The sequence below is a fragment of the Rhizobium jaguaris genome, from assembly GCF_003627755.1.
GTDB lineage: Bacteria > Pseudomonadota > Alphaproteobacteria > Rhizobiales > Rhizobiaceae > Rhizobium > Rhizobium jaguaris.
The window spans coordinates 1,123,530-1,148,718 of record NZ_CP032694.1 but is presented as its reverse complement, the minus strand read 5'-3'; the positions used below and the strand labels follow the sequence as shown (position 1 = coordinate 1,148,718).

General features: G+C 60.3%; 24 protein-coding genes. 16 read left to right on the top strand and 8 right to left on the bottom strand.

The genetic code is table 11. The annotated features are described in order from the left end of the window. Positions 1–220: 220 nt before the first annotated feature. Complete coding sequence (locus tag CCGE525_RS05530) at positions 221–1,414, bottom strand: winged helix-turn-helix domain-containing protein (RefSeq protein WP_120703409.1); 1,194 nt, start codon at positions 1,412–1,414, stop codon at positions 221–223. An 81-nt stretch (positions 1,415–1,495) separates the two neighbouring features. On the opposite strand from CCGE525_RS05530, the gene CCGE525_RS05525 reads away from it, so the two are divergent. From CCGE525_RS05525 to CCGE525_RS05515, 3 genes are read left to right on the top strand one after another with little or no spacing between them, the layout of a single operon-like run. After that, a complete protein-coding gene (locus CCGE525_RS05525; protein WP_120706272.1) occupies positions 1,496–2,173 on the top strand; it encodes an energy-coupling factor ABC transporter ATP-binding protein in 678 nt (225 codons plus the stop codon). Continuing rightward, positions 2,173–2,775 (top strand): energy-coupling factor transporter transmembrane component T family protein, encoded by a 603-nt coding sequence (locus CCGE525_RS05520; RefSeq protein WP_120703408.1) that lies wholly within the window; start codon positions 2,173–2,175, stop codon positions 2,773–2,775. The genes CCGE525_RS05525 and CCGE525_RS05520 overlap by 1 nt, the downstream gene beginning before the upstream one ends. A 28-nt stretch (positions 2,776–2,803) precedes the next feature. Then, positions 2,804–3,367, top strand: coding sequence for a biotin transporter BioY (locus CCGE525_RS05515; RefSeq protein WP_120706271.1), 564 nt, complete (start codon positions 2,804–2,806; stop codon positions 3,365–3,367). 74 nt (positions 3,368–3,441) lie between these two features. Here CCGE525_RS05515 and CCGE525_RS05510 read toward each other — a convergent pair whose 3' ends face one another. Continuing rightward, complete coding sequence (locus tag CCGE525_RS05510) at positions 3,442–3,843, bottom strand: acyl-CoA thioesterase (RefSeq protein ID WP_120703407.1); 402 nt, start codon at positions 3,841–3,843, stop codon at positions 3,442–3,444. A 169-nt stretch (positions 3,844–4,012) separates the two neighbouring features. Between CCGE525_RS05510 and CCGE525_RS05505 the strand changes: the two genes are divergently transcribed. The 4 genes from CCGE525_RS05505 to dxs all read left to right on the top strand — a co-directional run bounded on the left by CCGE525_RS05505 (position 4,013) and on the right by dxs (position 8,403). Next, positions 4,013–4,954 carry a histone deacetylase family protein gene (locus tag CCGE525_RS05505; protein WP_120706270.1) on the top strand — a complete coding sequence of 314 codons (942 nt, stop codon included), beginning with the start codon at positions 4,013–4,015 and terminating at the stop codon, positions 4,952–4,954. Between the two features lie 2 nt (positions 4,955–4,956). Next, positions 4,957–5,208 carry an exodeoxyribonuclease VII small subunit gene (locus CCGE525_RS05500; RefSeq protein WP_104825003.1) on the top strand — a complete coding sequence of 84 codons (252 nt, stop codon included), beginning with the start codon at positions 4,957–4,959 and terminating at the stop codon, positions 5,206–5,208. A 229-nt stretch (positions 5,209–5,437) separates the two neighbouring features. Then, complete coding sequence (locus tag CCGE525_RS05495; RefSeq protein ID WP_120703406.1) at positions 5,438–6,361, top strand: pirin family protein; 924 nt, start codon at positions 5,438–5,440, stop codon at positions 6,359–6,361. 125 nt (positions 6,362–6,486) lie between these two features. Further along, a complete protein-coding gene (gene dxs / locus CCGE525_RS05490; protein WP_120703405.1) occupies positions 6,487–8,403 on the top strand; it encodes a 1-deoxy-D-xylulose-5-phosphate synthase in 1,917 nt (638 codons plus the stop codon). A 45-nt stretch (positions 8,404–8,448) separates the two neighbouring features. Here the strand turns inward: dxs and CCGE525_RS05485 are convergent, their stop codons facing one another. Next, positions 8,449–10,344, bottom strand: coding sequence for a sigma-54-dependent Fis family transcriptional regulator (locus CCGE525_RS05485; RefSeq protein WP_120703404.1), 1,896 nt, complete (start codon positions 10,342–10,344; stop codon positions 8,449–8,451). Between the two features lie 232 nt (positions 10,345–10,576). Here CCGE525_RS05485 and CCGE525_RS05480 point away from each other — a divergent pair, with 232 nt between their 5' ends. Together CCGE525_RS05480 and CCGE525_RS05475 are read left to right on the top strand one after the other, a co-directional pair. Beyond that, positions 10,577–11,629, top strand: coding sequence for an NAD(P)-dependent alcohol dehydrogenase (locus CCGE525_RS05480; protein ID WP_120703403.1), 1,053 nt, complete (start codon positions 10,577–10,579; stop codon positions 11,627–11,629). A gap of 163 nt (positions 11,630–11,792) precedes the next feature. Next, on the top strand, positions 11,793–12,107 hold the full coding sequence (locus CCGE525_RS05475) for a ribbon-helix-helix domain-containing protein (protein ID WP_342637434.1): 315 nt from the start codon (positions 11,793–11,795) through the stop codon (positions 12,105–12,107). An 88-nt stretch (positions 12,108–12,195) separates the two neighbouring features. Here CCGE525_RS05475 and CCGE525_RS38230 read toward each other — a convergent pair whose 3' ends face one another. The 4 genes from CCGE525_RS38230 to CCGE525_RS05460 form a co-directional block, all read right to left on the bottom strand. After that, entirely contained in the window at positions 12,196–12,372 is a 177-nt protein-coding gene (locus CCGE525_RS38230; protein ID WP_162950130.1) for a hypothetical protein, read from the bottom strand. Between the two features lie 18 nt (positions 12,373–12,390). Further along, positions 12,391–13,500, bottom strand: a complete 1,110-nt coding sequence (locus CCGE525_RS05470; RefSeq protein ID WP_120703402.1) for a WD40 repeat domain-containing protein — start codon at positions 13,498–13,500, stop codon at positions 12,391–12,393. Between the two features lie 11 nt (positions 13,501–13,511). Continuing rightward, positions 13,512–13,829, bottom strand: coding sequence for a hypothetical protein (locus tag CCGE525_RS05465; RefSeq protein WP_120703401.1), 318 nt, complete (start codon positions 13,827–13,829; stop codon positions 13,512–13,514). A 113-nt stretch (positions 13,830–13,942) separates the two neighbouring features. Continuing rightward, complete coding sequence (locus CCGE525_RS05460) at positions 13,943–14,398, bottom strand: hypothetical protein (RefSeq protein WP_120703400.1); 456 nt, start codon at positions 14,396–14,398, stop codon at positions 13,943–13,945. Between the two features lie 501 nt (positions 14,399–14,899). Here CCGE525_RS05460 and CCGE525_RS05455 point away from each other — a divergent pair. The 7 genes from CCGE525_RS05455 (at position 14,900) to groEL (ending at position 22,887) form a co-directional block, all read left to right on the top strand. Further along, entirely contained in the window at positions 14,900–16,573 is a 1,674-nt protein-coding gene (locus CCGE525_RS05455) for an aromatic/alkene/methane monooxygenase hydroxylase/oxygenase subunit alpha (RefSeq protein ID WP_205587430.1), read from the top strand. Positions 16,574–16,672: 99 nt separating this feature from the next. After that, a complete protein-coding gene (locus CCGE525_RS05450) occupies positions 16,673–17,758 on the top strand; it encodes an NADH:ubiquinone reductase (Na(+)-transporting) subunit F (RefSeq protein ID WP_120703399.1) in 1,086 nt (361 codons plus the stop codon). 53 nt (positions 17,759–17,811) lie between these two features. Then, positions 17,812–18,870 (top strand): aromatic/alkene monooxygenase hydroxylase subunit beta, encoded by a 1,059-nt coding sequence (locus tag CCGE525_RS05445; protein WP_120703398.1) that lies wholly within the window; start codon positions 17,812–17,814, stop codon positions 18,868–18,870. 18 nt (positions 18,871–18,888) lie between these two features. After that, positions 18,889–19,257 (top strand): MmoB/DmpM family protein, encoded by a 369-nt coding sequence (locus CCGE525_RS05440; protein WP_120703397.1) that lies wholly within the window; start codon positions 18,889–18,891, stop codon positions 19,255–19,257. Positions 19,258–19,328: 71 nt separating this feature from the next. After that, positions 19,329–20,351 carry an amidohydrolase family protein gene (locus CCGE525_RS05435; RefSeq protein ID WP_120703396.1) on the top strand — a complete coding sequence of 341 codons (1,023 nt, stop codon included), beginning with the start codon at positions 19,329–19,331 and terminating at the stop codon, positions 20,349–20,351. Positions 20,352–20,356: 5 nt separating this feature from the next. Then, positions 20,357–21,169, top strand: coding sequence for an iron-sulfur cluster assembly protein (locus CCGE525_RS05430; protein ID WP_120703395.1), 813 nt, complete (start codon positions 20,357–20,359; stop codon positions 21,167–21,169). An 86-nt stretch (positions 21,170–21,255) separates the two neighbouring features. Further along, positions 21,256–22,887: a molecular chaperone GroEL gene (gene groEL, locus CCGE525_RS05425; RefSeq protein WP_120703394.1), complete on the top strand. Its 1,632-nt coding sequence runs from the start codon at positions 21,256–21,258 to the stop codon at positions 22,885–22,887. Positions 22,888–23,070: 183 nt separating this feature from the next. On the opposite strand, the gene CCGE525_RS05420 is transcribed toward groEL, so the two are convergent. Beyond that, a complete protein-coding gene (locus CCGE525_RS05420) occupies positions 23,071–25,149 on the bottom strand; it encodes a sigma-54-dependent Fis family transcriptional regulator (RefSeq protein WP_205587429.1) in 2,079 nt (692 codons plus the stop codon). Positions 25,150–25,189: the final 40 nt, after the last annotated feature.

Here is a 25,189-nt window from a genome sequence, read left to right as displayed (position 1 = left end):
TTTTGTAAGAGAGGGGGTCGGCAGGGACACACAGAATCCCTAAACTAAGTTGAGCAAGAAACGGACCCCCGCTCTTGCAATTTCAATGGCTTAGAAATTGCGCTAAGCTTTTGAATGTGTGGAGCTTCCGGTATCGCAATTCCTAAACCAGTGAATTTGCTTTCTCGCCCGCCAAGGGCGAGATAGGGCCCACATATGCCGCACCTTGCGCAGCTCGAAGTTAGCTTGCCCGCCACCCGTCCAAAAATACCACCTTCTCAACGCCGGTAAACCGCGCCACTCGCTCCAATTCCGCTTCCAGCTTCTCCAGCCGCCCGACAGACGGCTTAACACCCGGCTCCAGCCATAAGCGTTTGACGTCGAGAGTGCCAGCCTTCCTGTCGGCTTTCATGTCAATCCGGCCGATCAGCCGGTCTCCTTCCAAAAGCGGGAAGACGTAATAACCGTATTCGCGCTTCGGCTCCGGCACGAAGACCTCGATGCGGTAGAAGAAGCCGAACAGGCGTTCGGTACGGTTACGGTCGCGCAAAGTCGGATCGAACGGACTGAGGACGCGTATGCGCGCTGGAGCTTCGGGGAAGCTGTCCAGCGTGGCGGGGAAACCCATGAAGGCGAAGGAAGGGCGTGGCTTGCCGTCACCTGCAGGCTCGATCAGCATTTCCGACAGTTCGCCGCGATGCGCCTCGACCCAGGTCTTAGCCTCCTGCGGCGTTACCAGATCCCAGAAAGCGGCGATCTCGCCCGACGTGGCGAACCCCAGGCGTTGCAAAGCGCTGCGGCAGGCCCAGTCGACGAATTCGTCGTGATCGACTTCAGGCGTGTGGACATTTTCCGGCAATACGCGCTCGACCAGATCGTAGACTTTCTGGAAATTGGTACGGCCGGCGATCGCGAATTTGCCGGTGCGCCAGAAATATTCGAGCGCCGTCTTGTTCGGATGCCAATTCCACCAGCCACCTGAGGTATGATTTTCGTCCTTGATCTCGCGGGCCGTGATCGCGCCGTTTTTCAGGACGCGTTCATAGGTCTCCTCGAAGGCGGCCTCGAACCCCTCGCCGCGCCATTTGCGCCAGCGCTCGACGATTGCCAGTTCCTCGCGGCGAAATCGGTGCTTCCAATAGACGAAGAAAGCGCTCGGCAGGATGGAAGCGTCATGGGTCCAGTTTTCAAACAGCGCCCCGTCTTTTTCGAGAAGCTCGGTTAGATGTTCGCGCCGATAGGTCTGGTTGCGCGAAAACAGGATCTGGTGATGCGCCCGCTCGACGGTCGCGATGCTGTCGACCTGCACGAAGCCGATATCGTGGATCAACTGCAGCAACCTCGCCTTGGTCAAGGCGCGGTTCGGCGGATTGGAAAGCCCCTGCTTGGCGAGGAAGACACGGCGGGCATCGCGGTTTGAAAGCAGATTCGTCATGCATCAATCATAGGCATTAATTCCCATGCTTTCAAACAGCCGCTGATTTGATAATTCCTCATGATGGGCTATAGGACCGCGATGGATATCCGCTTTGACAGTGCCGGCGTGAATTTCGGTCCGCGGCTTGCGCTTTCGCCGCTCAGCCTGACGCTGAGCGAGCGGCGCATCGGCGTGATCGGGCTCAACGGCTCCGGCAAGACAACGTTTGCGCGGCTGATCAACGGGCTTACGAAGCCTACGACCGGCCGGGTCACCGTCAACGGGCTCGACACCGTCACCGACGCCAAATCGGTGCTCGGCAAGGTCGGTTATATCTTCCAGTCACCGCAGAACCAGATCATCCTGCCGATCATTCGCGACGACATCGCCTTCGGTCTCAAGGCTCGCGGCCTCGGCAGGAGCGAGATCGAGGCGGCGGTGGACGGCATTCTCGACCGGTTCAGCGTGCGGCATCTCGCTGCACGGCGGGCGCATGAGCTTTCCGGCGGCGAGCTGCAGATGGCCGCTCTCTGCTCCGTGCTCGTCACCGGGCCGGACGTCCTCATCCTCGATGAACCGACAAATCAGCTCGATCTCAGGAACAGGGCGCTGGTGCAGACAACCATTGCCGGCTTGCCGGAACATGTCATCGTCATCAGCCATGACCTGCCGCTGGTCGAGGATTTCGATCGCGTGCTGCTGTTCGACAAAGGCTGCCTCGTCGCCGATACGTCGCCCACCGAGGCCATCGCACGCTACAGGGAGCTGGCCGGCTGATGCAGACATTGCACGTCGACGCCGATACCTGGATGCATCGATTGACGCCACGCGTGAAGCTCGGCGTGCTGGCCGCTCTCGGCATCCTATTGTTCCTGACGAGCTCCCTCACGCTGCTCGGGCTCGCCGTCGCCGGCGGCGCCCTCCTCTATTTCCGCAGCGGGTTGCCGATGAGCGAAGCGTTGCGGCGGCTGCGGCCGGTCATTCTGACCATCATAGTCGTCGCGCTGTTCAGCCTGATCTTCAATCCCGTCCATGTCGCTATCGTCACCGTGCTGCGCCTGACCGCGCTCATGCTTTTCGCGGCCTCGGTGACGGCAACGACGTCGATCGCCGCCTTCATGGACGAGATCACGGCGCTTGCCGCGCCATTGGAAAAGATCGGCCTGCTGAAGGCTGCCGATATCGGCCTTGCGGTGGGCCTCGTCGTGCGCTTCGTTCCGGAAATTCTCGACCGTTACCGCGCCATCCGAGAGGCGCATGAGGCGCGCGGGATCAAAATCCGCATCACTACCGCGCTGGTGCCGCTGATCATCCTGACCTTGTGCGATGCCGATAATATCGCGGCTGCGATTGACGCCCGCGGCATTCGGCGGCATTGAAAAGACTGTGTTTTCGAATGGAGCCGTCATGAGCACTCGCGACCTCGTCCTCTCCGCGCTTTTTGCGGCCATCATCGTGGCGCTTGGCCTACTGCCGCCGATCTCGATCGGCATCATCCCGGTGCCGATTACGGCGCAATCGCTCGGCGTCATGCTGGCGGGTGTGGTGCTCGGCGCGAAACGCGGTGCGATCGCGGTACTGATTGTCGTCGTGCTGGTGGCGATCGGCCTGCCGGTGCTATCGGGCGGCCGCGGCGGGCTTGCCGTCTTCGTCGGCCCGACCGCCGGTTTCTTCATCGGCTGGATCTTCGCCGCTTACGTTACCGGCTATCTTTCCGAGCGGCTTGTGAAGGCCGAACAGACGGGCCTCGCCCAAGGTATCGGCTTCTTCATCGCTTCAGTGGCCGGCGGCGTCGTGGTTCTCTACGCTTTCGGTATTGCCTGGCTCGCGATTGCCGCAAATCTCGGCTTCACCAAAGCGTTCCTGGGGTCGATGGGCTTCATTCCCGGCGATCTAGTCAAAGCTGTCGTCGCCGCCCTCGTCGGTCGCGCCGTCATGGTCGGCTATCCCCTGCTGCCGCAGCGGAGCTGAGGACGATCCTTAACTGAAGGACCACGCATCGACTGTGAAACGGTTTTCGGACAGGATCGTGATCAACTAAGAAGTCAGTCCAGGTATTTGTAGAGCCAGTCGCGGGTATCTTCGGGCAGTGCCACGGGATCATGTTCCTCGCCGCGCACCGCCAACCAGAGGATTTCCACCTCCGCCGCCAGTTCGTTGCCGGTTTCGACCATGACCAGGAAGCCGATGGACTTGCCGCCGATCTTGTTGACGCTGACCGAAAAGCGGGCGAGATCGTCATAGCGCAGCGCCCGATGCAGCGAGCAGGAGGCCTTGGTGGGGATATAGGTGGGCTCGTCGCTGACCAGCGGCCGGGCGCGCCAGAATTTCGACAATGCTGTCTCCGCCTGGGAGATATAGGAGGCGATGAACATCTGCCCGTGCCTGTCGACATCGCGAGGCGGTACTCGCATCTCGATGACATCGGATCGTTCTACATTCATCATCACGCAAAACCCTGGCCGGCGCGCCTCTCACCTTAATGAAAGCTTAACATCGCGCTTCAGGAAGTAAACGGGCGGTCACTTAACGTGGTTAAGATGGATTGTTGACATTATGGTGATACTGCCCATGTCCCTGTAGCAGATGTCATATCTGGTCTATAGATTTGGTTTCATGAGCACACGTCTTTACGAGCATCCGATCTTTCTTGAACACCTTACCCCTCCGGGTCATCCGGAGAGGCCTGACCGGCTGCGGTCGCTGAATATTGCGCTGGAGCACCCGAACTTCGCGCGGTTGGACCGGCGCAAGGCGCCGCTCGCCAATGAGGACGCCGTTCTGCTCGCGCATCCGGAAGAACATCTGACCTTCGTCCTGCGCTCGATACCTGATAGCGGCGACGAGGGCGAAATCAACCAGCTCGAGGCCGACACCTATGCCAGCCCGAAGACGATGCAGGCGGTACTGCACGGCGTCGGTGCCGCGATGGCGGCGGTCGACGACGTGTTCTCGGGTGCGGCCGACAACGTCTTCGTCGCGGCCCGCCCGCCCGGACACCATGCCGAGAAGACCAAGGCCATGGGCTTCTGCTTCTTCAACAACGCGGCGATCGCCGCCCGTCATGCCCAGAAGGTTCACGGGGCCGAGCGTGTCGCCATCGTCGATTGGGACGTGCACCACGGCAACGGCACCCAGGACATCTTCTGGGACGACCCGTCGGTGCTCTTCTGTTCGACCCACCAAATGCCGCTTTACCCCGGCACCGGCAAAAAGGACGAGCGCGGCGCGCATAATACCATCGTCAACGCGCCGCTTTCGCCTAATACCGGCGGCGACCATTTCCGGGAGGCTTTCAAATCGCGAGTCCTTCCGGCGCTCGATGATTTCCGCCCCGACCTCATCATCATCTCCGCCGGCTTCGACGCCCACCATCGCGATCCCCTCGCGCAACTGAACTTGATGGGCGAGGATTTCGACTGGGCGACCGGGCGTATCCTGGAAGCTGCCGACCGCAGCGCGAAGAACCGGGTCGTCAGCCTGCTCGAAGGTGGCTATGATCTGGAAGGGCTCGCCGAATCGGCGGGCTTGCATATTCTGCGCATGATGAAGGGTTGACGATGAGCGAAAGCGCCAAAGTGGATGTGTCCGGCTATTCCTTCGAAAAGGCCGTGGCGGAGCTCGAAAGCATCGTGGCGCGGTTGGAACGCGGCGACGTGGCGCTCGACGAATCCATCGCCATCTACGAGCGCGGCGAAGCGCTGAAGAAACATTGCGAAGCCCTGCTCTCGGCGGCCGAGAACCGCATCGAGAAGATCAGGCTCGACCGGGCCGGCAAGCCGCAGGGGACGGAGCCGCTGGACGGACAGTAAGGCACAACGCTCGCCAGGACCTACCGCTAGCGGCGTCGAGCGAGACCATCGGCGGCTGGACTCCCTGCCATGACGGCCAATACTTGGTATCGAAGAGCAAAGCAGGCGATGATGCGACCATCTGTGCCTTTCGGTAGGCAAACCTCACGCTTCGGTATCTCGGCAGCTTCGGCTATCGCTTATTCCTCTTTCCGGCTAAGTTAATCCGCAACTCAATGGAGATCCCGCCATGTCGTTCTTTCCTGGCAAAGATCCACTGCCCGGCGATACCTTCGCCTGCGACGCAATCGAGCATCTCATCATTCCGCGCACGACGGATCTCGGCGGCTTTTCCGTCCGCCGCGCGCTCCCGAGCAGCCGGCGGCGGCTCGTGGGGCCGTTTATCTTCTTTGACCGTATGGGTCCGGCGGTGCTCAGACCCGACGAAGCGGTGGATGTGAGGCCACATCCGCATATTGGCCTGTCGACCGTCACCTATCTTTTTGACGGGGAAATCCGGCACATGGACAGCCTGGGCACGGAAAAGGTCATTCGTCCCGGCGACATCAACCTGATGACGGCTGGGCGCGGCATCGTGCATTCCGAGCGCACGCCGTATAATCTGCGCGGCCATCCGCTGTCGATATCCGGCCTGCAAACCTGGCTTGCCCTGCCGGACGACAAGGAAGAGATCGACCCAGCCTTTGCCCATACTGAAAAAAGCGACCTGCCGCTGATCGAAGAAGGCGGCGCGATGGGCCGCGTGGTCGTCGGCAGTTTCGAGGGCGTGACTTCGCCGGTCAAGGTCTTCTCAGACACGCTCTATGTCGACCTTCAGCTTCAGCCCGGCACGAAGTTTCCCTTCGGCGCGGGCCATGAGGAGCGTGCGGTTTATATTCTCTCCGGCTCGCTTCTTGTTGCCGGCGACCGTTTCGAACAGGATCAGCTCCTCGTCTTCCGCCCTGGCGACGCCATCACCCTCGAGACAGCCGAAAATGGCTGTCATCTTATGCTTTTTGGTGGTGCAGCGCTCAATTCGAAGCGCTATATCTGGTGGAATTTCGTGTCATCTTCCAAGGAACGCATCGAAAAGGCCAAGGAAGAATGGCGCACCGGCCGTTTCGACATCGTGCCGGGAGACGAGGAAGAGTTTATTCCTTTGCCGGAAAGCTAACGAGTTCATAACAATGCCAAATGTTTCTTGTTCAGGAACTCCTTGAATTCGGCGCCTTTTGCCGCAATCTGTTTTGAGATAAAGGCGGGCTGCCGCCCAAGAATAGCAAGAAAGAGGCTTCAGCCTTGACACACATGCCAGAGACACCCCTGCTGGACCAGGTCCACTATCCTTCCGACCTGCGAAAGCTGGAGGACCGAGACTTGCCGCAACTCGCCCGCGAACTCCGCGACGAGATGATCGATGCGGTATCGCGCACGGGTGGACATCTTGGCGCCGGCCTCGGCGTCGTCGAACTCACCATCGCCATCCACAATGTCTTCGACACGCCCAACGATCGCCTGATCTTCGACGTCGGCCATCAGTGTTATCCGCACAAGATCCTGACCGGCCGTCGCGAGCGCATCCGCACGCTGCGCCAGGAAGGCGGGCTTTCCGGCTTTACTCGCCGCGCGGAGAGCGAATACGATCCCTTCGGTGCGGCGCATTCCTCCACATCGATCTCCGCCGGTCTCGGCATGGCGGTCGCCGCCGAACTCGACAAGACCGATCGCCGCGTCATTGCAGTTATCGGCGACGGCGCGATGTCGGCCGGCATGGCCTATGAGGCGCTGAACAATGCCGGCGCCCTCGACGCCCGGCTGATCGTCATCCTCAACGACAACGACATGTCGATCGCACCGCCGACCGGGGCCATGAGCGCCTATCTCGCTCGCCTCGCCTCCGGCCGCACCTATATGGGCTTTCGCGATTTCGGCAAAAAGCTGACCGCCTACCTCGGCAAAAATGTCGACCGCGCCATCACCCGCGCCGTGGAACACGCGCGGGGCTATGTCACCGGCGGGACGATGTTCGAGGAGATGGGTTTCTATCATATCGGCCCGATCGACGGTCATTCCTTCGACCACCTGCTGCCGGTGCTGCGTAATGTACGGGACCATGCACAGGGCCCGGTGCTGATCCATGTCGTGACGCAAAAGGGCAAGGGCTACGCCCCTGCCGAAGCAGCGGCGGACAAATATCACGGCGTCAACAAGTTCGACGTCATCACCGGTGCCCAGGCCAAGGTCAAGCCGAACGCACCGAGCTACACCAGCGTCTTCGCCGATGCTCTGGTGCAGGAAGCCATGCTGGACGACAAAATCGTCGGCATCACCGCCGCCATGCCGAACGGCACCGGCCTCGACAAGCTGCAGGAATTTTTCCCGGCCCGCTGTTTCGACGTCGGCATTGCTGAGCAGCATGCCGTTACTTTCGCAGCCGGCCTAGCCGCCGAGGGTTTCAAGCCGTTCGCGGCACTCTATTCGACCTTCCTGCAGCGCGCCTATGACCAGGTGGTGCATGATGTCGCGATCCAAGGTCTGCCGGTGCGCTTCCCGATCGACCGCGCCGGTTTCGTCGGCGCCGACGGACCGACTCATGCCGGTTCCTTCGACACGGCCTTTCTCGCCACCCTGCCCGGTTTCGTGGTCATGGCCGCCTCCGATGAAGCGGAACTGAAGCATATGGTGCGCACGGCGGCTGCCTACGATCTTGGCCCGATCTCCTTCCGTTATCCGCGCGGCGAAGGCGTCGGCATCGAGCTGCCGGAACGCGGTGAAATTCTTCAGATCGGCAAGGGCCGCATCGTCAAGCAGGGTTCGAAAGTAGCGTTGCTGTCCTTCGGCACGCGTCTCGCCGACAGTCTCGTCGCCGCGGAAGATCTTGATGCCGCCGGCCTGCCGACGACGGTTGCCGACGCTCGCTTCGCCAAGCCGCTGGACCACGATCTCATCCGCCAGCTTGCCAGCCACCACGAGGTACTGATCACCATCGAGGAAGGCTCGGTCGGCGGCTTCGGCAGTCAGGTCATGCAGTTCCTCGCCACCGAAGGCCTGCTCGACAACGGGCTGAAGATTCGCACGCTGGTGATGCCGGACATCTGGATGGAACAGGCCAAGCCCGAGGTCATGAACGCGAAAGCCGGTCTAGACCGGGCCGGCATCGTGCAGACGGTGTTCAAGGCGCTGGGTCGTAGCCGCATTGTCGGTGCGGCTGGGTAAGGAGCGGCTCAGAACAGCCGAATCCGTGCTCGTGCCGTCGGGCGCCTATTCCACGAGCGTCCGATATCCCTGCGGTGAGCCGACATGTTTGTACACCGTCGTCCGGGAAAGGCCGAGGGCGCGGGCGGTCTGCGAGACGTTCTCATTGGTCCTGCGATAGACCGAGCGTATCTCCTGGCATTTCGCACGGCTGAGCGGGCGGCGCCGGCATTCCTCGCAGCAGTCCTCAGACGAATTTAAGGCAGGCACGGCTTCGTCAAAGCAATCCTCATCGATATAATCGGTACGTCGCCGTACCAGCGCTCGCTGCAACACCGTCTTTAGTTCGCGGATATTGCCCTGCCAGTGCCTCATCGAGAGATTGGCGATCGCTGCATCGGTCACAGGCATGCCGGGCGCCATTTTCTCCATCAGATAGCGCACAATCGCTGCAAAATCGCTGCGTGCTCTGAGCGGAGGCAGATGCACGGTGAAGGCGTTGAGCCGGTAGTACAGGTCGGCGCGGAACAGCCGCTCGGTGACCATTCGCTCAAGGTCGCGGTTGGTGGCGGAGACGATCTGCACGTCTACCTTATCGACTTTTTGGCCACCGACCGCGCGCACTTCCATGCTGTCGAGGAAACGCAGCAGCGAGGTCTGGGCGGCAAGAGGGATTTCCGCCACCTCATCGAGGAACAATGTTCCCCGATCGGCACTGCGGACAAGACCCGGTGCACCCTCCGTCCGCGCATTGGTGAAGGCGCCGCGTTCATGTCCGAATATCTCGGCGATAAAGAGATCCTCAGGCACAGCGCCACAATTCACGGCAACGAACTCGCCCTTGCGGCCGCTGACGCGATGGATGTGCCGCGCCATCAATTCCTTTCCGGTGCCCGTTTCGCCGGTAATATGCATGGGCATGCGCAGCTTCGCCGCGCTGGAGACATCGCCGAGCGACCGCTTTACGCTATGGTCGTCGCAGACGAAATCCGGCATGTCCTGCTTTTGCAGCAACGGGGGAACAGCCGACGCCACAGGCTTGCGCGCGGCGAGCCGACCCTGCCCGATCTGCCGGCAGATCATGAAGACGCCACTCCCGGCACGATCGCGGATGCGAATGCAGCCGCCATTGAGAAGGCCGTCCATTGCCGCCCCGAACCCCGCTTCGAACAGCGTGTCGAAGTGACTGCCGAGCATAGCGGGTAGACCCGCCAGCAGCACCTTGCCACGACTGTTGATCGACGTGACGCAACCGTCCGGCGAGACGGATAGGAGGCCAGCGGACAAAGTATCGAGATATTCCACGCGCGGATGGAAGGCAAAGACGAAGCTGTCGGAGCATTCCCGATAAACCAGCCCCTTTTCTATCTGCGCTGCCGCCATGCGCACGAGCGCATGCGTATGTTCCTGCCGTGCCTCATGCGTGCACGAGGCATCGAGCAAACCACATATCTCGCCATGCGGATTGAGGATCGGAGCAGCCATGCAACTCAGATGACCATGACCGGCAAAATAATGTTCCCGGCCATAGATCGCCACGGATGTTCCAATTGCCGCGGCAAGACCGAGCGCATTGGTGCCGCGTTCGCCTTCGCTCCAGACGCTGCCCGGCAGGATGGCGCGCCCAGCCTCGCTGTCGGCGAAATGCTGGTCGCTGATCGTATCCATCACGACACCGTCAGCGTCAGCGAGCGCAATCATGAAGTTGGAGCCGGCGATTTGTGAATAGAGAAGCTGCATTTCCGCCAGGGCCAGATGGCGCATAGCCGACTTCGCCTCCCGCCTACGCTTGATATCGGAAAACGAAATGACTTGTTGCGGCGGCGGCTTGTGGGGATCGAGGCCGTTGTCGCGGCAGCGTTGCCAGCTCGCGGCAACGACCGGCTGCAGGGCGCCCACAGGAATCCTCTGGCCCTTCTCAAGCGCATAACGCGCGCGATCGATACCCGACAGATGTTGCATGGCTCCTCCTCATGCGTCACCCATTTGCGAAGGATAAGGCGGCGCCATGCCCCTTGCAATAGACACAAACTGAACAGTCGAAGCGGACAAGCGTCCAGCCGCTGAACATCGCGGCAAACCGAAACATAAACCAACCCATTGATTTTACTGATTCGCGAGGCTTGGCATGGCGCTTGCCACTCTTTCTCGGAGAAGCGGATAGATGTTCCGCTGAAGGAGGAGGAGAAACGACATGAAGGCACAGGTGCTCACGAAATACGACGATGCGCTGACGGCGGACCAATGGGTCTCGCTTCAGAACGTCCCGGATCCCGCCATCAGCAAATCGACGGATGTCATCGTCCGGATCGGTGGAGCGGGCGTCTGCCGTACCGACCTCCACATCATCGAGGGTGTGTGGCGTCCGCACATGGACCCGAACGGCAACGATCTGCTGCCGCTCATCATGGGCCATGAAAATGCTGGCTGGGTGGAAGCGGTCGGCAAGGAGGTCGAAGGCATCAAGGTCGGCGATCCGGTCATCGTCCACCCGAAGATTTCGGGCGGCACGTGCCTCGCCTGCCGCCGGGGTTTCGACATGCACGGTCCGGGAAAATTCCCGGGGCTCGATTGCAACGGCGGTTATTCTGAATACCTCTGCACGTCGGAACGCAACATCGTCGCCCTACCGAAGACGCTGGCGCCCAAGGATGTTGCACCATACGCGGATGCCGGCCTCACGGCCTATCGGGCCATCAAGAAGGCCACCCGGCATCTTCTGCCCGGCGAGACCTGCGTCGTCATCGGCGCCGGCGGTCTCGGTCACATTGGCATCCAGTGCCTCAAGGCGATGTGTGCGGCCGACGTCGTCGTCGTCGACAAGTCCGACGCGTCGCTGACGCTTGCCAGCAAGGTCGGTGCCGACAAGACGGTCAAGGCCGATGGCAACGAGGTGGAAGCCGTGCTGCAGCTGACGGGCGGACAAGGCGCCGAGGCCGTGATCGATTTCGTGGGCGAAAAGGGCACCACGACCAAGGGGCTCGCCATGACTCGCCCCATGGGCAGCTATTACGTCGTCGGCTACGGCGAGGATATCCGCGTGCCGACGGTGGATATGGTCATCACCGAGAAGAACATCATCGGCAATCTGGTCGGCACCTGGGCCGAGCTGGTCGAACTGATGGCACTTGCCGACCGGGGTCTGGTCGATCTGACGACGGTCGAATATCGGCTTTCCGATGCCAATCAGGCGCTCAGGGATCTCCACAACGGCAAGATTCACGGGCGTGCCGTGCTCATCCCCTGAGCTGGCCGACATAGCGCGGGGGCCGAAATGACGGGATCCGATTGTGGCCGACAGGCTTTACGATCCCGTCAAACGCCGCTGGATTGATGTTCGCCGATGGCGGAGGACATTGACCCTCGGCATATCGAGCCTCTCGCATTGTCGCCTTGGCGGACTACGCTGAATGAGCAGGGAGGAGAAAAGCATGATGTGCAGGATGCTAACGACGCAGAGTCGCGAGCGGTTTATCAAAATCAACCGGTCCGTACGTATCTCCGGACATTCAACCAGCGTGCGTCTGGAAGATGCATTCTGGAGAACGCTGGAGGATATGGCCGCCCTAGAGGGAATGTCGACCGCGAAACTTATCGCCGAACTTTATTACGAAGCGCTGGAGCAGCACGGCAGCGCACCCAATCTGGCCTCCGTGCTCCGCACGGTCTGTCTGCTCTATCGCGAAGAGCGCAACATGCATCGGGACATGCCGCGCCTGGCCTGAATCGGCCCCCTGCCGCGTCTTGATCTGCAAAGCATATTTTCCCGCCGCCGGCTTACGGTTGATGACCGTCCGGCGGCGGCAAAAGTCGTTAGTTGGTCTTTCTGTCGCCGTCGGCACGCCCTTCGGCGATCCATCGCGCGCCAAGCACCAGGGCGCCCATGCTGAAATCCCTGCCGTGCTCGGCAACCATCTCCTGGGATAGTCTGGCAATCCTCTCGAAAAAGGCGTCCTTGCTTTTTTCCTCTGCCGTCAGTTCCTTTTGCATGATGTCCTCCACTCGCTGCTACTTGAAGAGTTGTTTGGGAAAGGTGACGACGGCGACACTGCCGAGACTGTCGGCCAGCGCCAGATGATTGCCGTCGTTGCTCCATCGCAATTCATGGACCGCGCCGCCCGCCTGGCGCACGATCAGTTCTTCTGGGGAGCCGATCTGTGCGACGACAACCCGACCATTTGCATAGCCGGCCGCGACCAGCCGATTGGCGGGATGCGCCGCCACCGCTTCCACAACGGCAAGGCCAGGCCGGCCCGTGCCGAGTGCACCCGCCGCGCTCGTATCAAAGGGCGGCGTGTCCATCGACCATCCGGCGATGCGGAAGGCACCGGATGCAACGAGGGCATTGGCCGCGCGGTTCCAGCCGAGCACGCCGACCGGACCCGGAAAATCGATGAGATTGGCCACCCGCCCGCTCGCCGTGTCGAGCAGACGCAATCCACCAGTCTCCAGACCACATGCCAGCCACCGGCCGTCGGCGCTCCACTGCAACGACAGCGGCCGCGCGGGCAACGTGGCCAGGCGCTCGGGTCGGGATAATGTATCGGACCGGCAAATGATGAGTCCGCCAGTACCCGCAAGCGCGATCATGGCACCATCATCGGAAATGGACAGGATATCGGCCGTCTGACCCTCGAACCCGATTTCGGCGATCACCCCCCTGCTCTCGGACTGCAGGTAAAGCCGGTCCGCTGCCATGGCCGCCGTAACGCCGGCCGGACCATTGTGATCAAAGGCGGCAATGGGAAGCTTGTCCGTGACGAGCCGATCGCCGGGCATGCCGGCACGGCTCAAGCGAAGGAGTTCGCCATTTCCGGTCAAGACGAGGAAGTCTCCTCCCTGACAGGCGGATAGGGCCGCCCCGTCCTGCAGCCTCGTCCGAATCAGCGGCGCCGGCCTGCCCTGCCGCGGACTGATGGTCATCTGTCCGCTCTCGATCTTGATGCGGGCTTCCGGCGGCTCGTTGTCAGCCAGCCGCGCAATTGCGGCAGCGCCGTCAGCGCCCATGATCGCGAGCATCGTGTCGTCATCATTGAAACAGAGGCGGGCGGCTGGGCATTGCCATTCACGGGCCAGTAAGTCGAACAGCCCGGGATTGGGAACAGTCTGCTGGTTCATGAAAATCCTCCCTAATCCTGACGCGCCACCGCGATCTGCCGGTCCACGTCGGCAACTTCCTCTTCCGCGGCCGCTATTTCCTCCAGGCAATCATCGTGTGCCGCTCGCATCCGCGCCGCATTCTCCTGACTCTCATGCAATTCCTGCACCAGTTGGGTGCTCGGGGCATTTCGACTGATCTCAAGCTCGAGCCGAAGGATGTCCATATCGACACCGGAAATCGCCTGGGCGAGCTTCAACGCCTTGGCAGTCAGTGCCGAAACCGTCGAAACAAGCGAAACGCGTTTGCGAACCAGAGCGTCGAGTAGATCCTTGTCTTCATCGGCCATTGTGAATTCCCCTGTTTCTCCAATAAGACCGGCGTCCCGGGCGGACCTTCACGCCAATGGCAATGCCATGCCTGTGCGTGGCAACCCGAGCGGCGGAAATCATTGAAACACAGTCATTTTCGATCGTTGCCGCTCGGATCCTGTGGCGCTTTCCAAGACTCGAGAATGACCGGCAATTCCGGCAACTGCCCTCTGAATTGAGCCTCCGCCATCGTGATGTGACTGCGAAGCTGGTCCCAGACATCGACCCGGATCATTGGATCTCGCGTCAACTTCTCCATCTCCTCGACACGGAACTGCCGTGACAATGAGACCCCCGAGAAGACGAAGTCGCGCAGCAAGATCGCATGCCTCTCCGCAAAGGCGTGGATCATCGGGTGGGTCTCCGCCGTCACGCCCGTAGCAGCCAGTTCCCGAAGGATAAAATCGTGGAAATGGCTCTGCATCAGATACTGGCTTTCCCCCATGAAACGCATCACGAACACGAGGTCGCGCTCCATGTTCCGGGCGAGTTCGGTGGTCACGTCGCCGTCAAGGGAAAGGGGTGGGTTTTGTGGTCTGTCTGCCATGGCGGTTTCCAAAACTCGACAGTACCATTTAATAAAACGAGACCTCAAATATAAATCAATAATAAAAATTCATTCCGCGTATATTTTTGAAGTTGTAAATTAAACTTCAGATGTACCACCCAATATAAAAATTACAAATGTGAATTACGATTGTAAAATAACGTTACACTGATCTCCATTTCCCTTGTTCCAGATGCGATAAACAAGCCTATTTCTGGCTTGGCACGGCCTTTGCATTAATTCCGTCATAAGAAGCCATCGCGCTCACAGCGACGCTAGAAGAACGAAGGAGCGGAGGAGGAACTAGCGAAGATGCCTGGACGGAAGTCGTCCAGTGTTCCTCCGGAATACCTTTGCCATAATCCACTTGAATGGCCGGACTTCGGGACGCGCCCAGGCGCAGCTTTGTCTTGCCGTTTCAATTTTCGCTCGCGGTGCTTTGCGCGCCGTTCCAGCCGAGGCCGGAGGGGCCTGCGGCAGATAGTTAGATAGTGGAGGCTAATGACGATGTCGTCTTTGACGCTGAACAAGATTACCTCACAGCGCGGTATTTCCGTCGGTGAGGCAACCAAGAAGATTTCCGACCTCGGTTGGAATCCCACCTACGTCCAGGAAGCGATGACGTTTCCGACGGATTACAAGATCACCAAGGCGCCGCGCGATCCGATGAAGCAGGTTCTGCGTTCCTACTTCCCCATGCAGGAAGAAAAGGACAATCGCGTTTACGGCGCTCTCGATGCCGCCCTGCGCGGCGACATGTTCCGCAACGTGGAGCCGCGCTGGGTCGAGTGGATGAAGCTCTTCCTCGCGATCATCCCCTTCCCGGAAATCTCGGCGGCCCGCTCGATGGCGATGGTCGCGCGTATCGCTCCCGGTGAAGACCTGCGTACCGGCTTCACCATGCAGATGGTCGACGAGTTCCGTCACTCGACGATCCAGATGAACCTGAAAAAATGGTACATGGAAAACTACATCGATCCCGCCGGCTTCGACATCACCGAAGAAGCCTTCGGCAAGTGCTATGCCACGACGATCGGACGTCAGTTCGGCGAGGGCTTCATCACCGGCGACGTGATGACCTCCGCGTGCCTGTACCTGACCGTCGTTGCGGAGACCGCATTCACCAACACGCTGTTCGTCGCAATGCCGTCGGAGGCCGCCCGCAATGGCGACTATGCCCTGCCGACCGTCTTCCTGTCGGTTCAGTCCGACGAAAGCCGCCACATCGGCAACGGCCACTCTCTGCTGATGGCCGCGCTGAAGGAGCCGGAAAACCATCTGCTGCTGGAGCGTGACCTGCGCTACGCCTTCTGGCAGAACCACGCGATCGTCGACGCCGCTATCGGCACATTCATCGAATACGGCACCACCAATCGCGACAAGAACAAGGAATCCTATGCGGAAATGTGGCACCGCTGGATTTTCGAGGACTACTACCGCACCTACATGCTGCCCCTCGAAAAATACGGCATCAAGGTTCACCACGACGACGTTCACGAAGCCTGGAACCGCATCACCAAGAAGAACTATGTCCACAAAGTAGCCCAGTTCTTCGCTGTCGGCTGGCCAGTGAACTTCTGGCGTATCGAAGCCCAGCGCGAGGCCGATTTCGAGTGGTTCGAACAGAAATATCCGGGCTGGTATGCAGAGTTCGGCGACTTCTGGAAATGGTATGACAAGCTCAGCCATCGCGGCGAGAAGATCATCACCTTCAACGAAGAGGTCGGCTACGTCTATCCGCATCGCTGCTGGAGCTGCCTCGTTCCGGCGGTCATTCGTGAAGACATCGTCACCGACGAGATCGACGGTCAGCTTCATACCTTCGCGCATGAACTGGACCGCTGGACCGCCGTCGAGGCGTTTGCCGATGAATACCAGGGCCGGCCGACACCCGCGATGGGCCGCTTCAGCGGCAAGCGCGAGTGGGAGTCGCTCTATCACGGCTGGGATCTCGCCGACGCGATCAAGGACCTCAACTTCGTCCGTTCCGATGGCAAGACGCTCATCCCGCAGCCGCATCTGCGTTTCGACGGCAAAGACATGTGGACGCTCGACGATGTCCGCGGCCACACGCTGCAGTCTCCATTGACGCTGCTGCGCCAGATGTCGCCGACCGAGCGCGAGCAGCACCTCGCCGAATACCGTGCTGGCTTCACCATCACGCCGTTCAACTAAGGCGCCGATACGGCGGAGGCTGCGAAGGCCTCCGCCACATTCCGGGAAGAGGCCGTTCTCCTTTCACGAGGCGGAGCGGTGAGGAATTGGGAGTTGCAAATGGCCAATGCGCAAAAATTAGATCAACCGGTTCATACGGTGCGGCTGGAGCCAGTTGGCGTCGAATTCGAGGTGGAAAACGGCGAAACGGTTCTGAACGCTGCCTTCCGCCAGGGCATTGCCCTGCCCCATGGCTGCAAGGAAGGACAATGTTCCGCCTGCAAATGCGTGCTGCTCGACGGCGAAGTCGACCTGCTGAAATATTCGACCTTCGCGCTCAACGATATGGAGAGGGATTCCGGACACATCCTGCTCTGCCGGACGATTGCCTATTCGGACATGGAGGTTGAACTTCTGAATTACGATGAGGAAGTTCTCGCAAAATCGATCGCGGTCAAAAGCTATACGGGCCGGATTACGAAGATCGAAAAGCTGACCCATGACATTCGCGGCATCGAAATCGAGCTCGGTTCGCCAATCAAGTTCTGGGCGGGGCAGTATGTCGACATCACAGTCACCACGAAAGATGGGGAGACGATTACGCGCTCGTTCTCCATGGCAAATACGCCGCGCGAAACCCAAGAACTCTCGTTCATCATCAAAAAATACCCCCAGGGAAAATTCTCCGGAGAGCTCGATTCCGGAGGAATCGAGCTCGGTGTCGCCGTTACCGTCGTCGGACCTTACGGAACCTGTTTCCGGCGCGAAAATCGAGAAGGACCTCTAGTTCTGGTCGGCGCGGGATCCGGCATGTCGCCGGTCTGGTCGATCCTCAACGATCATCTCCTCAGCGGCGAAACACGGCCGGTCTATTTTTTCTACGGCGCGAGAACTAGCGAGGATCTGTTCCATCTCGACAGGATCGACGAGCTCGTCGCTCGGCACCCGGAGGTCACTTTCATTCCGGTGCTTTCGCACGCCGCCGAGGATAGCGGCTGGACGGGCGAGCGCGGCTTCGTTCACGAAAGCGTCGACGCCAAGCTCAAGGAGCTGGCGCTGGACGGCAATGGCGACGTCTATGCCTGCGGCCCTCCGCCGATGATCGATGCTCTGCAGCCGGTCCTTTTCATGAACGGCTTCGAATCCGAACGCATCTTCTTTGACAAATTCACCACTTCGTCCGGAGGAGGAACGCCCGGGCATTAAGGCTGGACGGAGACCGAACAGCAACATCGCAACGCAACATGGGAGCGAGAACTATGCCAGCATTATCGAGTTCAGTCGGGTCAGGTGCCGCCGGAGCGGCGATCTTTGCCGATTCCAACAGCCGCAAATACCGCTACTTCGATCCGAAGGGCCAGCGGGCCACCCACTACGAGGATGTCACTGTCGACGTCCAGCCGGATCCCGAACGCTATCTCATCCAGAATTGGATCATTTCCTTTGCCGACGGCAAGGGCGCATACGTCAAGGACAACACAGCCGCCAAAAGCTCCAACTGGCATGCTTTCCGCGCGCCGGACCAGGAATGGGAACGCACGCACTATCAGCGCCAGTCGAAGATCGAGACCATGGTGCAGAGCGTGATTGCCAACGCACGCCGCGCCGGCGCGCCAAAGGCTTTCGACAAGGCCTGGATCAAAATCTTGCAAGCGCATCTCGGCGCGTGGAAACACGTCGAATTCGGACTGGGGACGTCGTTGATGCAGGCGCAGCGCTACGGCTACACGCAGATGATCAACAACGCCACGCTGACCAACTCGTCCTACAAGCTTCGCCTTGCCCAGGACATCACGCTTTACCTCGCCGAGATCGGCATGGACATCCCGGGTTGGGATGACGAGCTTGGCAAGAAGCATTGGCTCGAGGACGGCGTCTGGCAGGATACGCGCAAGGCCGTCGAAACGATCATGGGTACGGCCGACTATCTCGAGCAGTATTTTGCCATCAACATCGTGTTCGAGCCGTTGGTCGGCGAACTCTTCCGCTCAGGCTTCCTCATGCAGGCGGCTGCGGCAAATCATGACTTCGTCACTCCACCGGTGATTTCCGCCGCCGAGGCCGATTACGAGCGCAATCTCGCTAACACGATCGACCTGGTCTACCTGCTTGCCAACGATCCGTCTCACGGGACGGCCAACCGCAAGCTTTTCCAGAGCTGGATCAAAAAGCATGGCGAGCTTGCAGACAAGGCCGCGCTCGGTCTGCAGCCGATCTGGTCGATGCCGCACTCCAAGCCGGTTTCGTTCGCCGACGTCCAGGCCCAGTCACAAGAACGCCTCGGCAAGATCCTCGGCGAACTCGAACTCAAGCGTTAATCGAAGGGAGCTTTTTCCATGTCAACCGTTGCACGCGATACTTCGCACGACAACATCTTCAAGTCGATGAAGGATATCACCTTCGAGCAGACGATTTCCCACCAGTGCGGCGTCACCATGAACGACTCCGTCGAGGCGCGCGCCATCGCCGAGTTCATGAGCCAGAAGCCCGGTGTGATCGTCACCTACCAGCCAGCCCTGATCCGCATCGACGGTAACGGCAAGCTGATCTTCAAGATGGACGAGATCAGCGAATATCTCGGCCGCGAAATGACCGCCGAGATATTCGAGGTCAACACGTCCACTCACTATGGCCGCATGGTCCGCATCGATGACAACACCGTTATCCTGTTCGGCAACATGGACGAGGTCTTCGAATACATCTGACGTCGGGCGAGAGTGGCGCGCGCGGAGGTGCGCGCCATGACGAAACGGTAAAAATTTGAGAGGAGACCACCATGTACCTGACACCCGAAGGCAAGGAAATTTTTGTCGTCGACGGCCATACGCACTTCTGGGACGGAAGCCCGGAGAACCAGCGCAACGTCCACGGCAAGCAATTCGTCGAATGCTTTTATGCCTATCACACCGCGCTGAGCCCGAAGGAGGAGCTTTGGGACAAGAGCAAGTTCGAAAAATACAGCGCCGATGATCTTTACCGCGACCTTTTCATCGACGGTCCGGATGATGTTGCGATCGTTCAGTCGACCTATCTCAAGGATTTCTACAAGAACGGCTTCAACACGATCGAGCGCAATGCGGAGATGGCGAAGCGGTATCCGGAGCGCTTCATCGTCAACGGCTCGTTCGATCCGCGCGATGGGGAAAAGGCGCTCGAATACATCCACTACATGAAGGAGACCTACAATATCCAGGGCGTGAAGATGTACACGGCCGAATGGAACGGCGCCTCCAAAGGATGGAAGTTGAACGACCCCGAGGCCTATCGCTGCTTCGAACTCTGCGAAAAGCTCGGGATCAAGAACATCCATGTCCACAAAGGCCCTACGATCATACCGCTGAACAAGGACGCCTTCGACGTGCATGACGTCGATTATGCTGCGACCGATTTCCAAAACCTCAACTGGATCGTCGAACATTGCGGCCTGCCGCGCCTCGACGATTTCTGTTGGATCGGCGTGCAGGAGACGAATGTCTATGGCGGCCTGGCCGTGGCGCTTCCCTTCATCCATTCGCGGCCGCGCTATTTCGCCGAGGTGATCTCCGAACTTCTGTTCTGGATCGGTCCGGAAAAGATCCTCTTCGGCTCCGACTACGCGATCTGGACGCCGCGCTGGCTGGTCGAGAAACTCTGGGCCTTCGAACTGCCTGATGACATCAAGAAGGAGCGCGGCGTAGACCTCACGCCCGAGATCAAGGAAAAGATCCTCGGCCTGAACGCCGCACGGCTCTACAACATCGACGTCGCCGCAAAGAAGTCGGCGCTTGCTGGATCACCCATCAGCATCGCCGCGGAGTAGCCGGAATGACCTCCCTAGACCAACTCGAAAGCCGCCAGGGGGAACTCTGGCGGCGCCTGGAAGGGGTCAACGACCCCGAATTGGATGAGCCGGTCACAGAGATGGGCTTCGTCGAGAAGGCCGAGATCGCGGCCGATGGTCATGTCGACATCGACTTCCGGCTGCCGACCTATTGGTGTTCCCCGAATTTTGCGTTCCTCATGCTGGACGACGTCAGGACGGCATTGGAGAGCCTGTCATGGTCACCGGCCTATCGGATTACTCTTCACGATCACATGTTCGCGGAGGAGGTGAACCTAGGCGTTTCCGAGGGAAAGACGTTCGCCGAGATTTTCGGATCACTCGCCGAGGACACGGACCTCGAAGCGCTGCGGGGGAAATTCAAGCAGAAGGCTTTCAAACGCCGCCAGGAAACGGTGATCCTCGGATTCAGACGCATAGGCCTGTCGGATGCCGAAATCGTCGCCATGACGGTGGATGGCTTCGACACCCTCGCCGCCGACAGCGATGAAGCGGCGAAAGGAAGAGCCCGTTATCGGGAGGCTCTGCAGGAGCGGCGGCAAGGTCGCCTGCAGTCGCAAGATGCGGCTGTTGTTTGCTGGGATGGAAAGCGGATCGAGGCGGAGGCTCTCACTCTTTATCTCGCCGACCTGCGCAGCGTGCGGATCAATATGGAGTTCAACGGCGCGCTTTGCCGCGGGCTGAAACAGACGCGCTACAAGGAAGTCGAGATGATCGAAGGTGAGCCGACTCTGGTCGATTTCATCCTGGATCGGGTTCCCGCGCGGCAGATGGTCGGCTGTTCGACGCGTAGCTGAAGGCCGGCCTTAAGCGACCAAAGCAACGGCCTTCTCAGCATAAGGCCCCAAACCAACAAGCCGCCCGTCAGGCGGAAGGAGGAGTCATGCCTAAAGTGATGTTACACAATTCCGAAGCCCGTCGCGCCCTTGCCCGCGGGGTCAGCCAGTTGGCCGCGGCCGTGGAGCCGACCCTTGGCCCGAAGGGGATGAACGCGATGATCGATCGCCCCCTCGGAACGCCCATGGTGACGCGTGACGGCGTCAGTATCGCCTCCGAAATCGAATTGCATGACCGTTTCGAAAACATGGGCGCGCAGGTGGTCCGCGAGGTCTCCATGCAGACCAACGAAATCGCCGGCGACGGCACGACGACCGCAATCGTCCTTGCCAATGCCCTGGTGCAAAAGGGTATCGAAGCGAGTGAACGCGGGGCGAAATCGGTTGACCTGTGCAAGGGCATCGACCTCGCGGTCGGCAAAGTGATCGAAGCGCTGAAAGCCACCGCCAAACCTGCCAGAGGCAACGGCACGCTGGCCGCTGTCGCCAATATCGCCGCCACGGACACGAAACTCGGCGCGCTGGTTGCGGAAGCCTACGAAAAGGTCGGCGCCGACGGGGTCATCACCACCGACTTCAGCGTCACGACCGAAACCACGCTGCATGTTGTCGAAGGCATGTCCTTCGACCGGGGCTATCTTTCACACCACATGGTCACGGATCAGGAGAAGATGGAGGCTGTGCTCGACCGGCCCCTCATCCTGCTGACGGACCTGAAGATCAAGGAGCCGGCGGCGTTGGATGCTGCGCGCGCCATTGCCGAAAAGGCCGGCCGGCCGCTGCTGATCGTCGCCGAGGAAGTGTCGCCCGAAGTGGTCGTAACCCTGCTTGGCAGGCATGGCCCGGGAAAATATCTGATCGTTCATCCGCCGGAATACGGCCACTGGCGAAAGGCGATGATGGAGGATCTGGCGATCCTGACCGGCGGGCGGGTGATCGCCCGCGATCTCGGAGGCCGATTGGAAGCCATAACGGCGGAAGATCTCGGATCGGCCGAGCGCGTCAAAACCAGCTCGACCCAAACGACGATCGTTGGCGGCGGCGGCGATCACGCAGTCATCGAAGCGCGCCGTGCCCAGGTACAACGCCAGTATGAGCTGGCGCCGCCGAATATCGAGCAGGACAAGTTGCGCGAACGGCTGGCCAAGCTCTCCGGCGGCACCGCGGTGCTCTATGCGGGCGGCGTCACGCCCGTCGAACAGAAACGGACGATCCAGTTGATCGAAGACGCACTGCATGCAGTTCGCGCGGCGGCCGAAGAAGGGGTGGTCGCCGGCGGCGGTTCTGCACTCGCACAGATCGCTCCTGTGCTCGATGCGGTGATCAAGTCTGCGACGCCAGAGGTGGGCGAAGGCGTCCGGCTTGTACAGTCCGTGCTTGCCCGCCCGCTCTGGAGAATTGCCACCAATGCCGCCGGCGATCCCGATGCCGTCGTATCTGAAGTCACCCGCGTCAATGGCGGCTATGGCTACGATGCCTCAACCGGCAAATACCAGAACATGATCGAAGCCGGGATCATCGACCCGGTGCGGGTCACCTATACCGCGCTTCAGAACGCGGCCTCAGTCGCCAAGCTCATCCTGACGACCGAGACGCTGATTGGCGATCTCGCCGAGGACGAAGATCCCACGGCAGGACCTGCGCTCGGTGGCGGAGCCGAGAAACTCGGTCGTCCGTAGCGGCCGCAAGCTATGCCCTCGATCGCCGAAAGAAGAACATTTGCGGCGATCGAGGGAAGAATGGCTGGTGACGGATGGAACCGAAACGCATGTGAAGTTCATCGAGCCAGGAAAAACCCCATGACACGAATGCCATGGGGGGTTTTGCACGTCCGATGTTGGATGGGACTTTTTCGTGGGCAGTCACACGAAGCTGCGGCGAATGCCGAACTGCTCGAGCTTCCTATAGAGCGTCGGCCGCGATATGCCGAGCCGCTGCGCCACCTTGCTAAGATTGCCACCTTCGGCCGCGAGCGCGTTCCTGATCGCCTGCCGTTCTGCCTCTTCGAAACTGACAACGGGGGTGTCCATTGCTGCTTTGGCGATCGGCGTTTCCAGCAGTGCAGGAGGATCGGCAGACAGTTCGGTGACATCGGCGGGCAGATCGTCAATATCGATGAAGCCGTTTCGGGTGAGCAGATGCAGGCGCTCCACGAGATTGCGCAATTCGCGGACGTTGCCGGGCCAGTGGTAGGCGAGGAGCGCATCAAGGGCTTCGTTCGAGAAATGCAACGGCTCTATCTCCTTGCGTGCCGCCAGCCGCCGGTTGAAATGGTCAAGCAGCAGCAGGCTGTCGCCGCCGCGTTCCCGCAGTGCCGGAATGCGGATGGATACGGTGCTGATCCGATAGAACAGGTCTCTGCGGAAACGGCCGGCGCCGACCTCCGCCTTCAGGTCCCGGTTGGTGGAGGCGACGAGCCTGACATCGACCGGCCGCGCCTGGCTGTCGCCCAGACGGTGGACGACGCGCTCCTCCAGCACCCGCAAAAGGAAGGGCTGGATGTCCAAAGGCATCTCGCCGATCTCATCCAGGCTGAGGACACCGCCGTTGGCGCGCTCGAATACACCGGCCTTGCCCTCGCGGGATGCTCCTGTGAAGGCACCGTTGACATGGCCAAACAGCTCGCTGCCGAACAGTTCCTTGGTGATCGCGCCGCAGTTGAACGCGATGAAGGGGTTGGCCGCTGAATTCCCGCCGCCAGCATGGATGAGCCTGGCGAAAAGCTCCTTGCCCACGCCGGTCTCGCCTTCGATCAGCAGCGAGGTCACGTCTTTCGTCTCGGCGACCCTGCAGGCGACATCGATGGCGGCGAGAAGCACGTCGCTTTCGCCGACGATCTGCGCGCGCGCTTCCTTCAACCGCTGAGACGTCTCGCTGCCGCCGATCCGGGATGTCTTGCTGCTTGGGGTTTTCGGAAAGACCAGCGCCGCGCCGCGGACATGTCCGTCGAACTCCAGCGGCCGGACGTGGCAGGATCGCATGTCCCGCGGGAGGGCGTTCGCGATGTTGTCGAGAAAGCCGGAGTTCGTCAGCTCCGGCAGCCGACAGCTACCGCCACCCTGCAGGGTGTCGCCAAAGCGCTTCTTCTCGGTGATCGGTACATTGTTGCTATAGACCGCGCGGCCCTGTCGGTCGATGATCATGACGCCGTCGCTGGAATGGTGATGGCTTGCCGATGCGATGAAGGCTTCGAGCAGGCGGATGCGTTCCTCATTCTGCGAGTCCGACAACGCCCGTTCGATTTCGCGGGCCGCGGCCGCCACCAGCGCGATATTGTGCGGCCGGAAAATGTCGGGATGGCCGGAAAGGTCGACGACGCCGATCACCTTGCCATCAAAGGGATCGCGGATCGGAGCACCGGCACAGGTCCAGGTCTTGATGCCGGCGCAGAAATGCTCGGCGGCGTGAACGAAGACCGGTTCGCCAGTCCAGAGAGCCGTGCCGATGCCGTTGGTGCCGACAACGTCCTCAGTCCACTTGCCACCTATACCGAGATGAATGTCCATTCCGTCGTAGATGGTCTTCTTGTCGCCCATGACATCGATCAGCACACCGTCGCCGTCGGCGAGAACCAGCATCGCGCCGGTGCCGTTGAGCATCCTGCCGATGGCGGAAAACGGACGCTTGGCGGCTACAAGCAACTCGGAGCTGCCTCTGGCCAGCGCTTCCACGACATCCTTGTCGGTTTCCAGCGGTGCTTCGTTACGCTGCGCATCGATGCCGCCATTCGCGCAGCGATACCAGGAATCGCCGATCGTCGACCTGACAGGCAGATAGGAACGGGCCGGTTCGAGCCGTCCTTCCAGCAGGCTTTCCCAGGCCCGCATCGTTATCAGTTCATCGTAAGTCGAGTGAAACGCCGCATCGGCAGCCATCAGCTCGCCGACATGTGGTGATCGAGAAGGGTTCGGGCTTCCCGCCGTATGCGAACCTTGCTTCATGCGTGCACCCCGCACTCAAGTTGGAGAAAAACGCGGCCTG